Below are 11341 nucleotides of genomic sequence, written 5' to 3'. Positions count from 1 at the left end.
GAAAACTACCCCAACTCTGGGGGTACGACGTCGTCCACGGCGAGCACATCGAGCACGATCACCGTGACGTTGTCGCGACCACCGTTGTCGAGCGCGGCTTCCACGAGCGCCGACGCCGCGTCATCCGCCCGCGGGTTGGAAATCAGGAAATGACGGATGCCGTACGCCGTCAGCTCCTTCGTCAGGCCGTCGGAGCAGATCAGGAGCCGCATCCCGGCCTGCAGGGGACGGATGCGATAGTCGGGCACGGGCGGTTCGTGGAATCCGACGGCGCGGGTCACGATATTGCCGTGCGGGTGCACATCCGCCTCGTCGCGGGTGATCCGGCCCGCGTCCACGAGTTCCTGCACGACGGAGTGGTCGGTGGTGACCTGTTCCAGCACTCCCGAGGTGAGCTGGTAGACGCGGGAGTCGCCGATGTTGAACACGATCCACTGCGGCACACCGGAGACGACGGCCAGTGCGGCGCCGGTGACGGTCGTCCCGGTGCCGAGGTCGGTCACACCCTCGCCCGAGGCCATGTCGACGACCGAGCGGCTGAGCGCGTCATTGATCGCCTCCGCTTCGAGGTGGTCCGTGCCGGCTAGTTCGGCCAGCCGGGTGACGACGGCCGCACTGGCGACGTCGCCGGCGGAGTGACCGCCCATGCCGTCGGCGACCGCGAAGACGGGGATCTCGGCGACGAGGCTGTCCTCGTTGATCTGGCGGCGATGTCCGGTGTCGGTGAGGGCTGCCCAGGCCAGCGTCACGGATTTCTGCACCGATGGGAGTACGACTGTGGAACCGGTTGAGCCTTGACCAATTTGGGTCACGGTTGTGCCTTCCGAAATTGCCGTGCGCTTACTGACCGGGCATCATGCCGGGTGCGGGGAGGATCTCGATGATATTACCGTCCCCTATGTGCACCGTTGTACCGGGCAGCACCGTCAGCGATTGGCCGGAGCGAAGTCGTTGCCTGCGACCGCGTGGCGGAGCCACCACGGTGCCGTTCGTGGAACCGAGGTCGGTGACGACGACGGAGCCGCCCTCCTGTCGTATTTCCACGTGAGTGCCGGAGACGGCGGAGGTCGGCGAGGCAACCTCGATCAGCCGCGCCGGTGTGGCGGCGGCGATCCGCGTCTGGCGCGGCCGGCGCCCGAGGCGGCACGGGAGGTCCAACGGAATCTGCTCCCCGTCCGGCAGCCGGAGTGCGAAACGGGGCTCGGCGGCGCGAACCCCTTCGCCCGCCGAGGGGCCGCGAACAACGTGCCCGGGAGCAGCCCGGCCGCCGGGGATCAGTGTGTCGGTCCCGACCGGGCCGAGAACGGTGTCCTCGTCGGCCGCGCTGCCGGTCGCGCCGGGAGCGCCGGCGCGCACGATCGTGGCATCGTCGGCGAACGCGCCATACGTGAGTGCGGCATCGGCCGGAGTCGACTCGGATTGCCCATGCTCCGCCAGCGACCAGGACAGGGTGTTCGCGAACACGGAGCCGAGTCCGAAGGGCCGGCCGGAGTCACGGGCGCGCGCGGATGCCACGGGCCGCCCGGTGGACCCCACCGTGAACCCGATCACGGCCCGGAAGTCCGCCAGAAGCCAGGGGCGGATGCCGCCGGCCGAGAAACGACGCGACCCGCCGACCGAGTACACGTCGACCGCGACCTCGCCGCGAACGATCACGGAGACGGGAATGCCGTCCTCGTCCGTGGGAGCGCGCTGCACGATCACCGCGAAGTTCTCGACGGCGTGCTCGCCGCCGAGCGGCAGCAGGGCGACCAGGTCCTCGGCTTCGACATGGGGTTCCGTGACGAGCGCGGCCAGGGTCAGGATGACGCCCGACGGGGTGCCGACGGGCATCGCGGCGATGAAGCCGCGGCCCACGACGAAGGTCCAGGCGGCTTCGGTGCCGGGACCGGTGACAAATCCGACACGCCCCACGGGACTGGTGCCTTTCCGTTGCGTTGGCGAAAGCTCGCCGACGGTTCATCCTAGCGGCGGGAACCGAGCCTGAACCAGGCAATCTTCCGTTGATTCCGTTGCATTCGACCTGAATTGCTTCGGAATCGCTTGCCTGAGGGCACTCGCGCTGGCATACTCGCTGGATGAGCGTAAACGGGCGCAATTCTGCGGGCAAGCCGGCACCACTGGATGATGTCTCGAAGAAGATCATTGAGCAACTCCAGACCGATGGCCGCCGCTCGTATGCCGAGATCGGCAAGGCGGTGGGCCTGAGCGAGGCCGCTGTACGCCAACGCGTGCAGAAGCTGACGGACGCCGGTGTCATGCAGGTCGTCGCCGTCACCGATCCGATGCAGCTCGGATTCTACCGCCAGGCCATGATCGGCATCCGTGCGACCGGGGACACCCGGCTGCTCGCGGACCAGCTGGCAGCGATCCCGGCCGTCGACTACGTCGTTCTGACGGCCGGCTCCTTCGACCTGCTGGTCGAAGTCGTCTGCGAGGACGACGACGAACTGATCGATCTTTTGAACACTCAGATCCGCGGTCTCGAGGGCGTCAGCTCCACCGAGACCTTCGTCTATCTCAAACTCCACAAGCAGCTCTACAACTGGGGAACACGGTAAATAACATGACAACCACAGCACCCACCACGCACTCCGCGGCGACGAAGACCACAGTCAACGCCGACGCAGTCGTCGACTCCACGGCCGACGCCACGGCCGACGCCACGCCCGCACCCCGCGTCTACACGGATACCGAGAACGCCACCCTGCAGCAGAAGGCCAAAGACCACCTCTGGATGCACTTCTCGCGCCAGTCCGTGCTCGAATCCGGCCATGGCGTGCCGATCATCACCAAGGGTCTCGGCCACCACATCTGGGACTCCAACGGCAGGAAATACATCGACGGCCTCAGTGGGCTGTTCACAGTCAACGCCGGTCACGGCCGCAAGCGGCTCGCCCAGGTGGCGGCGAAGCAGGCCGAGGAACTCGCGTTCTTCCCGATCTGGTCCTACGCCCACCCGAGCGCCATCGAGCTGGCCGACCGGCTGGCGGCCAACGCGCCCGGCGACCTCAACCGGGTCTTCTACTCGACCGGCGGCGGCGAGGCCGTGGAGACCGCCTTCAAGCTGGCCAAGTACTACTGGAAGCTGCAGGGCCGCCCCACCAAGCACAAGGTCATCTCCCGCAACGTGGCCTACCACGGCACCCCGCAGGGCGCCCTGGCCATCACGGGCATCCCGGCCATGAAGGAGATGTTCGAACCGGTCACCCCGGGTGGGTTCCGCGTGCCGAACACGAACTTCTACCGCGCCGACGAGATGGGCTCCGGGCTCGGCGACGACGTGGAGAAGTTCGGCCTGTGGGCCGCCAACCGGATCGAGGAAATGATCCAGTTCGAGGGCCCCGAAACCGTGGCCGCGGTGTTCCTGGAGCCCGTGCAGAACTCCGGCGGCTGTTTCCCGCCGCCCCCCGGCTACTTCAAGCGCGTGCGCGAGATCTGCGACCAGTACGACGTGCTGCTCGTCGCCGACGAGGTCATCACCGCATTCGGACGCATCGGCAACATGTTCGCGTCGACGACCTTCGGGATCGAACCGGACATGATCACCTGCGCGAAGGGCATGACCAGCGGCTACTCCCCAATCGGCGCCACCATCATCAGCGACCGCATCTACGAACCGTTCAAACACGGTGACACCACCTTCTATCACGGCTACACCTTCGGCGGCCACCCGGTCTCCGCGGCCGTGGCCATGGCCAACCTCGACATCTTCGAAGAGGAGAAGCTCAACGAGAACGTGCGCGAGAACTCGCCGTTGTTCCGGGCCGAGCTGGAGAAGCTGCTCGCTCTGCCGATCGTCGGCGACGTGCGCGGTGAGGGCTACTTCTTCGGAATCGAGCTGGTGAAGGACAAGGGCACTAAGGAGACCTTCAACGACGCCGAGTCCGAGCGCCTTCTGCGCGGGTATCTCTCCAAAGCACTGTTCGAGGCCGGTCTGTACTGCCGCGCCGACGACCGCGGCGACCCCGTGGTGCAGCTCGCTCCCCCGCTGACGATCGGCCCAGCCGAATTCAGCGAGATCGGCGACATCCTGCACGGCGTGCTGTCGGAGGCGCCCAAGTACCTGTAGCCACATCCGGGCAACCGGATGCCTGAGCCCGATGCCGGTCAGCGGCATCCGGCTCAGGCGTCCGCGGTCTCGTCGTCCGGCGGGACCGCGAACGCCCAGTCGGGCAGGTGCCCCGAACCGAAAACGGCGTTGAGCAGTTCGGCCATGCCGTAGTGCCGGTCGATGGCGAGTGCCTGGTCGACGAAGATGCCGGCGACCGATCCGCGCCCCATCGCCCATGACAACCACGCCAGCATGCACAGCGGCGCCGGCCTGGCCTTCCGCGGAGCCAGGGCGACCAGAACCTTGAACAGCCGGATCGCCTGTTCGATCCGCACGGGGTCGGGGCGCTCCCGGCCGAGGCCGAGCATGAGGTCGCTCGTGACCTGGGAATGCGGACTGTCGACGCCTGCGGCCCGCTCTTCGCCGATGATGTCGTCGACGCTGCGGCCCGTGGCTCGCTGCAGGATGGCGTACCGCAGGTTGAGGCAGTGCGTGTTGCGGCCGACCTCCTCGCCGAAGGCGAACTGCAACATCATCTGGTCCCGGCAGGCCGGCCCCTGCACCAGGAACAGCAGCGCTGCCGCGTCGTCGAGCCCCAGGTTCTGCGGGTCGAAGCCGAGCGCGGTCTCCGCGGCCACCACCGGGTCCAGGATGTCGCCGGCCAGCTCGAGCAGCTCCGACATCGTGCCGGCCTCGGCGCCGAGCCGGTGATAGCGCGCCAACCGGCGGCCGAGCCGCTCCCGCATCGACGGGTCGACCGTGGGAAGGTCCGCGCGGCTCGAAAGCGTCGCGATGTCACGGCGAACCGCGTCGGGGATGTCCCGGTGCACCTCGGAGGAGGCGATCGCACTCAGCGGATGCCCGCCGGCCGGGCAGTCCGGATCGAAGTACGAGCCCCAGCCGTCGTCGGCCACGCACAGTGCGTCGCGCAGCAGGAAACCGGAGAGCCTGGCCCGAGCGCAGAGCACCTCCACGAAGCGTTCCTGCGGTAGTCCGGTGACGGCAGCGATGGGCTCGTCGGTGTAGATCACGGGGACCAGCGCGTCGACACCCGGGATCTTGCAGATGGTTCCCACGAGTGTGGTGGCGATGCGCTTCAGCACCTTCTCCGGCACCGTCCGGTCGGGCAGGTTGAACCGCATCGCCCCGCAGGTGCGGTTGCCGCGGAAGGCGACGAGCACCAGGCTCTGCTCGGGCTGGAACCCGGCGAGCTGCGGCACGAGCGCGAGGAAGTCGTGCGCTTCCCTGGTCTTGACGATTGTCCTGTTCATGGCTCCACCCTCGCCGGAGCCGCCGCCACCTCCCGATCCGGTCCAGGTCGGTGCACGACTCGGCGGATTCACATTCTGGGGAGGACCGGCCACGTACGCTGGGTTCAGACGGATGCGGCCGGTGGGCGAGCGCACGACACCGACGACAGAACGAGGTTCACGGATGGCATTCTCAACTGTGTTGGATGTGGTGCTGCTGATCGTGCTCTTCGGCTACCTCATCTCCGGTTACCGCAGCGGCCTCATCGGCAGCATCGCCGGAATCGCCGGACTCGCGGCGGGAGCGGTCGCCGCCTACTTCCTGGTGCCGCTCGTGGGCACCTGGGTTCCCGCCGCGGAGTGGCGCACGGCCGCGTCCCTCGCCGCCGCCGCTGTTCTACTGATCGGCGGCCTCTCCCTCGGCCGCTCCATCGGCGGAATGCTGACGCCTCAGGGCACCCGCAACGGGCTCCGGGTCATCGACCGCGTGCTCGGCGCCGGCGCCGCCGTCGCGGTGTCCGCCCTCGTGGCCTCGATGATCGCCTTCAGTATCGGCTCCCTCGGGGTCCCCGTGGTGTCGTCGGCGGTGAGCTCCTCAAGCGTGATCCGTTCGATCGATTCCCTGACCCCGGACCAGGTGAAGAGTTTCCTGGCCCAGCTACGCTCCATCGTGGTGACCGAGGGCATCCCTCGCGTCGTGGAGGCGTTCAACGGCGAGGCTCCGGTCGTTCCGAACGTGGGCACCGACAGCGACGCCCTGCGCGCGGCGAGCTCGTCGGTGCTGAGAATCAGCGGCACCGCCTACTCCTGCGGGCAGAACCAGTCCGGCAGCGGATTCGTCATCGCACCGGAGCGGGTCCTCACCAACGCCCATGTCGTGGCCGGGGTCTCCGAGCCCGTCGTCGTCACTCCCGGCGGCAGTTCCCGCTCGGGTCAGGTCGTCTACTTCGATCCGGTCGTGGACCTCGCCGTGATCGCGGTGTCAGGACTCGAGGCACCCCCGCTCTCGCTCGGCGACAATCTCGCGCCGGGCAGCCTCGCGGTGAGCAGCGGCTATCCCTTCGGCGGGCCGTTCGAATCAGCGCCGGCCGAGGTCGTTGCCGTGGCCCCAGCCCTGGTGGCCGACATCTACGGGCAGGACCCGTCCTCCCGGCAGATCTACACACTCGCCGCCGATGTGGACCACGGCGAATCGGGTGGGCCGCTGCTCAGCGAGGCCGGCCTCGTGACGGGCGTCATCTTCGCGAAGTCGACCATCACCGAGAACCTCGGTTACGCCCTCGCGATGGAGGAGGTCGATCCCGTCGTCGAGCAGGCAGCCGCACTCGGCGCCCCGGTCTCGTCCGGCGCCTGCATCAGCGGCTAGCCCTCGATGGCAGACTAGACAGGTCCTGAACCAGCGGGACCCCAGGAAAGGCCCACTGCATGACGATCATCGCCGCCGCCGACGGTTCGGCTCTGGGCAACCCCGGCCCCGCCGGATGGGCCTGGTTCGTCAACGATTCCTGCTGGGCCGCCGGCGGCTGGAAGCACGCCACGAACAACCAGGGCGAGTTGAAGGCCGTGCTCGAACTCTTCCGGGCCACCGCCCACCTCGACGACGACCTGCTCGTGCTGTGCGACAGCCAGTACGTGATCAACTCCGTCACCAAGTGGATGCGCGGCTGGAAGGCCAAGGGCTGGCGCAAGGCGGATGGCAAGCCCGTGATGAACCTGGACCTGCTCCAGGAGCTCGACGAGGCCCTGGCCGGGCGCCGCTACCGGTTCGAATGGGTCAAGGGCCACGCGAACCACCCGCTCAACGAGGCCGCGGACAGTCGGGCGCGAGCCGTGTCGGATGCGTTCCAGCGGAACGCGCCGATCAACGCCGGCCCCGGCTGGGTGCGGGAGGGCGATACCCCGACGCCCCGCCGCCCCGCGCCGACTCCGGCCACGAAGGCACGGGCCGTCACGGTGCCTCCCGCCGCCCGCACGCGCCCGGCCGGCCCCGCGCATCCGGAACTGTTCGCGTTCGACGAGCCGGCCGAATCCCACACCGTGGCTCTCGAGCTCTCCCCCGACGAACACGCCCGGCTGACCGGGCGCGCCGCCCGGCTCGGTGTCACCGTCGAAGAGCTGCTTCGCGGCCTGATCTGACCTCGTCCTGCTTCGACGCGGTCCTGGCCGCGATCTTTGCCGAGTTCCTCGGCGGCAGCAGGGTGCTCGCCTCGTCCAGGGACATTCCGTTGGTCTCCGGAATCTTGGTCAGTACGAAGACGAACGACAGCGCCGCGAACAGAGCGTAAACACCGTAGGTCAACGGCAGCGAGACGGCTGCCATCGACGGGAATGTGACGGCGATCAGGAAATTCGCGATCCACTGGGCCGCTGCTGCGACACCGAGCGCCTTCACCCGGATGGTGTTCGGGAACATCTCGCCGAGCAGCACCCAGACGACGGGGCCCCACGAGGCGCCGAAGAAGACCACGAAGACGTTCGCCGCGACCAGGGCGATCCCACCCCACGCACCGGGCAGGGCGATCTCACCGTCCACGGTGACGGCCTGGCTGAAGGCGATCGCCATGGTGGCCAGCGACAGCGTCATACCGATGGAACCGGTCAACAGGATCGGCCGGCGTCCGACCCGGTCGATCAAGGCGATGGCGATAAAGGTGACCGCGATGTTGGTCAGGCCGGTGAGCACCGAGATGGTGAGCGAGCTTGACTCTTCGAAACCGACCGCCTTCCACAGGGTGGTCGAGTAGAAGAAGATCACGTTGATGCCGACGAACTGCTGGAACACCGACAGGAGGATGCCGACCCAGACGATCGGGCGCAGACCGAGGGTCTTGCCGCGCAGTGACCCGACACGCTGGCCCAGCGCGTCCTCCTTGATGGAGGCACGGATGTCGCGGATCTCCCGTTCCACGTCGCCGTTGGGCCACAACCTCGTGAAGACCGCGCGGGCTTCCGTCTCACGGTCTTTCAACACCAGGAAACGTGGGGATTCCGGCAGGATCTTCGCGATCACGAAGTACACGGCAGCGGGGAAAGCGCAGGCCAGGAACATCCAGCGCCAGGCGTCGATGCCGAACAGGGACGGCTCACCGGCTCCTCCGGCGCTGTTGGCGAAGAGGGCGTCGGACAGCAGCGCGGAGAAGATACCGATCGTGATGGCCAACTGCTGGAGCGATCCAAGGCGCCCCCGCATCGCTCGCGGAGAGATCTCGGCGATGTAGGCCGGCGCGACCACGGACGCGAGCCCGATGCCGAGACCACCGACAATGCGCCAGAGCACGAGGTCGTAGACGCTGAAGGCGAAGGCGGAACCGACCGAACTGACGAAGAACATGATCGAACCCAGGAGCATCACCGGGATTCGACCGTACCGATCACCGACCCGGCCACCCAGGTAGGCCCCGGCGGCGGCGCCCAAGAGCGCGCTCGCCACCGCGAAACCGGTGAGGGTCGCCGTGAGCGCGTACTCGTCCTGAATGGCATTGACCGCCCCGTTGATCACGGAGGCGTCGAACCCGAAGAGGAACCCGCCGAAGGCCCCGGCAACCGCCAGCGCGACGACCTTCCCGTTGTTGGATGGTTTATCGGTCTGGGTCATCTTCAGTGCCTCTAACTCTTTGTGGAACAATTCGAAAGAGCCTACGCCCGACCATGGAGTGCCGATAATCGGCGGCGGCATGCGCCCGTCACCTGCCTGTGCTATCCATGAGCCATGACGCGGTTCCTTGGAGTTGACCTGGCCTGGGCCGAAGGCAGCGCGTCGAAACCGGCCAAGGAGTCCGGTCTGGCCTGCATCGACGAGAGCGGGCGGGTGATCGACGCGGGCTGGGCCCGCGGTACGGATGCCGTGATGCGCTGGATCGACTCCCTGTGGGAGCCCGGCGCCGTGCTGGCGGTCGACGCCCCCCTGGTGGTGGACAACCTCACCGGCATGCGCCTATGCGAGCGGGAAACCGGGAGTCGCTACGGCAGTTGGTACGTCTCGGCGAACGCCTCGAACCTCGGCCGCCCGTGGCAGGGTGGCGTGGCGATCCGCCGCCGGTTGGAGGCATCCGGCTGGACCTACACCGACGGCCTCACGCCCATCGATCCGGCCACCCCCCGCTTCTTCGAGTGCTATCCGTACACGACTCTCGTGGGCGCGGCGGAGTTCGGATACCTCGACAAGCGACCCCGCTACAAGCGCATGGGCACCTCCCTCCCCCCGGACGAACGCCGGGAGGCGCGGGCCGTGGTCTGCGACGACCTGATCCAGCGGATCTGGCGGCTCACCCGAGCATCGCCGCCGCTCGACCTGGGCTCGCATCCCGTCTCGGACGCCCTGGTGACCGAGCCTTCACCGTTGGTCGACCGGCCCTACAAGCACCGTGAAGACCTGATCGATGCCCTGCTCTGCGCCTGGACGGCCTCGCTCTGGTGGCACGGGGGCACCGACCGGTGCCAGGTTCTCGGCGCCCGGGACGACGTGGCTGTGCTCGGTCGCCGACCGACCATCATCGCGCCGGCCCGGCCGGAGCAGCGCCGAACCGTCGAGGGGGCGCGGCTGGTCACCGCACCGGGTACCAGCGCGCCTTGATCCGCTCGGTCACCTGCCACGACACCGGCTCCACGCTGGTGCGGGCCGCGGCGAGCACGTGGTCGCCCACCCTCAGGGCCATCGCGGCGTCATCCGCCGTGAACCGCACGATCGCGCGCGGAGAACCGGCAACGACGGCCAGGTCGGTCGCCTCCACGGTCGTCAGCTGGGCGGCGGCGGCCGCCAGGTGCGGCAGCACGGAATCCGGGGCGGCGCCCGGACGGAGGGCGCCGATGATCAGGGTGAGGCGGAAAGACGGCATCCAGTCAGCGTAGGCGGGGGCGACAGAACGGGTGTTCACCGGTCGCACGGGTTCCAGGCCTGATGTTCGGGCTGGACGTTCTCAGTCCCCGGTGGCCGACGCGGAATCCCGCTTCGGCTCAGGCTCCGGAAAGCGCACTTGGACCTGGGTCCGGTCCGCAAGCTCGTCCCCGGCCAGATCAGTCAACGCGATGATCACGACGCTCGGCGATTGACCGAGCAGGTCGAGGATGGATCCGATCTCCACCCCGGCATACGGATCGTCGAGGTCGAGCACCTCCGGCCGCACCCCGAACAGCGGGTCGGACGCGGCGATCATCAGCACGGCACCGCGGTGTTCCGCCTGTTCGAAGATGCGGTCGAGATTGTCTTCGGTGTCGGCAACGCTGGCTCCGACGACCTCGTCCAGAAGCACCGTCACGAGGGGCTTACCCAGTTCACTTGCGACGGATGCCGCGGCCCTGGCCTTCGTCGCGCCATCCGAACCCGTGAACACCACCATCGCGCCGGCCCCGGCCTGTGTCACGACATCACCCACGGTACCGACCACCGCCGTGCGCTCGGCCGCATCCAGGGTGAACGAGGCCATCACGCCGAAGGACAGCCGGAGCGGCGCAGCGGAAGCCACCCAGAGGGAGGTGAGCGCCTCGCTGGTCAGCGGAGAGGGCGAGAGCCAGACCTGCAGGTTGTCCGCCGAGCCGATGGGAACGTTCAGCACGGGATGGCGTTCGATGGCGGCCCGTGCCGCGCCGAAGGAGCGGTGACTGCCGGCATCCGTGTCGACGTCGTCGCCGGGGAAGGCGCTGACCAGGTAGTGCAGCTCGGCAATCACGCGGCTGGGCCCCCGCTGGGTCTCCTCCCGATAGCTGATCAGGCTGTCGTAGTAGAGGAACAGGTTGATCGAGGGGCCGGTGACACCGGTGCGCGGGGCGCCGAGCGCGTACGCCGTGACCTGCAGCCCGATCGGCGGGGAGGTCAGCAGCCGTTGGAGCGCGACGGTCGTCGAGGCGATGGCCTGGCCATAGTTCGTGAGCGACGACATGGGGACTCCGGCTTCTCTGACTTCTGGATGCGGATTCTGGATGCGAAAAGTGGGCAGACGGTGCAACCGTACTCCGGGTGACCAGCGAGGTCGAGGAGCGCGGCTGCGCCCCGGTGGGCCTGGCCCGGTGCACGGCCACGGATGCCGTAGCCTGCTTCGGT

General features: G+C 68.1%; 11 protein-coding genes. 5 read left to right on the top strand and 6 right to left on the bottom strand.

The window, feature by feature from the left end; genetic code table 11:
* Positions 1 to 5 precede the first annotated feature (5 nt).
* Both E3O67_RS12750 and E3O67_RS12745 read right to left on the bottom strand, forming a co-directional pair.
* Complete coding sequence (locus E3O67_RS12750) at positions 6 to 812, bottom strand: PP2C family serine/threonine-protein phosphatase (protein ID WP_134427632.1); 807 nt, start codon at positions 810 to 812, stop codon at positions 6 to 8.
* A gap of 28 nt (positions 813 to 840) precedes the next feature.
* Positions 841 to 1914, bottom strand: coding sequence for an FHA domain-containing protein (locus E3O67_RS12745; protein WP_135102860.1), 1074 nt, complete (start codon positions 1912 to 1914; stop codon positions 841 to 843).
* 164 nt (positions 1915 to 2078) lie between these two features.
* On the opposite strand from E3O67_RS12745, the gene E3O67_RS12740 reads away from it, so the two are divergent.
* Positions 2079 to 2561 carry an Lrp/AsnC family transcriptional regulator gene (locus tag E3O67_RS12740; RefSeq protein ID WP_134427636.1) on the top strand — a complete coding sequence of 161 codons (483 nt, stop codon included), beginning with the start codon at positions 2079 to 2081 and terminating at the stop codon, positions 2559 to 2561.
* Between the two features lie 5 nt (positions 2562 to 2566).
* A complete protein-coding gene (locus E3O67_RS12735; protein WP_135102859.1) occupies positions 2567 to 4072 on the top strand; it encodes an aspartate aminotransferase family protein in 1506 nt (501 codons plus the stop codon).
* A 53-nt stretch (positions 4073 to 4125) separates the two neighbouring features.
* On the opposite strand, the gene E3O67_RS12730 is transcribed toward E3O67_RS12735, so the two are convergent.
* The gene (locus E3O67_RS12730; protein WP_135102858.1) at positions 4126 to 5325 is read right to left on the bottom strand and encodes a DUF4192 domain-containing protein; all 1200 of its coding nucleotides are present in this window, start codon (positions 5323 to 5325) and stop codon (positions 4126 to 4128) included.
* Positions 5326 to 5488: 163 nt separating this feature from the next.
* Here E3O67_RS12730 and E3O67_RS12725 point away from each other — a divergent pair, with 163 nt between their 5' ends.
* Both E3O67_RS12725 and E3O67_RS17875 read left to right on the top strand, forming a co-directional pair.
* A complete protein-coding gene (locus E3O67_RS12725; RefSeq protein ID WP_134427643.1) occupies positions 5489 to 6670 on the top strand; it encodes a MarP family serine protease in 1182 nt (393 codons plus the stop codon).
* A gap of 59 nt (positions 6671 to 6729) precedes the next feature.
* Positions 6730 to 7440 (top strand): RNase H family protein, encoded by a 711-nt coding sequence (locus E3O67_RS17875; RefSeq protein WP_135102857.1) that lies wholly within the window; start codon positions 6730 to 6732, stop codon positions 7438 to 7440.
* On the opposite strand, the gene E3O67_RS12715 is transcribed toward E3O67_RS17875, so the two are convergent.
* Entirely contained in the window at positions 7406 to 8899 is a 1494-nt protein-coding gene (locus E3O67_RS12715; RefSeq protein WP_134427649.1) for a sugar porter family MFS transporter, read from the bottom strand. The two genes, E3O67_RS17875 and E3O67_RS12715, sit on opposite strands and share 35 nt — an antisense overlap.
* A 114-nt stretch (positions 8900 to 9013) precedes the next feature.
* Between E3O67_RS12715 and E3O67_RS12710 the strand changes: the two genes are divergently transcribed.
* Positions 9014 to 9877, top strand: coding sequence for a DUF429 domain-containing protein (locus tag E3O67_RS12710; RefSeq protein WP_135102856.1), 864 nt, complete (start codon positions 9014 to 9016; stop codon positions 9875 to 9877).
* Here the strand turns inward: E3O67_RS12710 and E3O67_RS12705 are convergent.
* Positions 9849 to 10139: a hypothetical protein gene (locus E3O67_RS12705; protein ID WP_134427655.1), complete on the bottom strand. Its 291-nt coding sequence runs from the start codon at positions 10137 to 10139 to the stop codon at positions 9849 to 9851. The genes E3O67_RS12710 and E3O67_RS12705 overlap by 29 nt on opposite strands.
* Before the next feature lie 81 nt (positions 10140 to 10220).
* Positions 10221 to 11180, bottom strand: coding sequence for a Pvc16 family protein (locus E3O67_RS12700; RefSeq protein ID WP_135102855.1), 960 nt, complete (start codon positions 11178 to 11180; stop codon positions 10221 to 10223).
* Positions 11181 to 11341 lie beyond the last annotated feature (161 nt).

This window comes from Cryobacterium sp. TMT3-29-2, assembly GCF_004564305.1.
Classification (GTDB): Bacteria; Actinomycetota; Actinomycetes; order Actinomycetales; family Microbacteriaceae; genus Cryobacterium; species Cryobacterium sinapicolor.
Note: the sequence above shows the minus strand (reverse complement) of the source record. Positions and strands in the feature narration are given on the sequence as shown.

Coding starts and splice junctions, on each gene's coding strand:
- E3O67_RS12730 (WP_135102858.1), bottom strand. CDS start 5,325: ATGAACAGGACAATCGTCAAGACCAGGGAAGCGCACGACTTCCTCGCG.
- E3O67_RS12735 (WP_135102859.1), top strand. CDS start 2,567: ATGACAACCACAGCACCCACCACGCACTCCGCGGCGACGAAGACCACA.
- E3O67_RS12725 (WP_134427643.1), top strand. CDS start 5,489: ATGGCATTCTCAACTGTGTTGGATGTGGTGCTGCTGATCGTGCTCTTC.
- E3O67_RS12710 (WP_135102856.1), top strand. CDS start 9,014: ATGACGCGGTTCCTTGGAGTTGACCTGGCCTGGGCCGAAGGCAGCGCG.
- E3O67_RS12740 (WP_134427636.1), top strand. CDS start 2,079: ATGAGCGTAAACGGGCGCAATTCTGCGGGCAAGCCGGCACCACTGGAT.
- E3O67_RS12705 (WP_134427655.1), bottom strand. CDS start 10,139: ATGCCGTCTTTCCGCCTCACCCTGATCATCGGCGCCCTCCGTCCGGGC.
- E3O67_RS12715 (WP_134427649.1), bottom strand. CDS start 8,899: ATGACCCAGACCGATAAACCATCCAACAACGGGAAGGTCGTCGCGCTG.
- E3O67_RS12700 (WP_135102855.1), bottom strand. CDS start 11,180: ATGTCGTCGCTCACGAACTATGGCCAGGCCATCGCCTCGACGACCGTC.
- E3O67_RS17875 (WP_135102857.1), top strand. CDS start 6,730: ATGACGATCATCGCCGCCGCCGACGGTTCGGCTCTGGGCAACCCCGGC.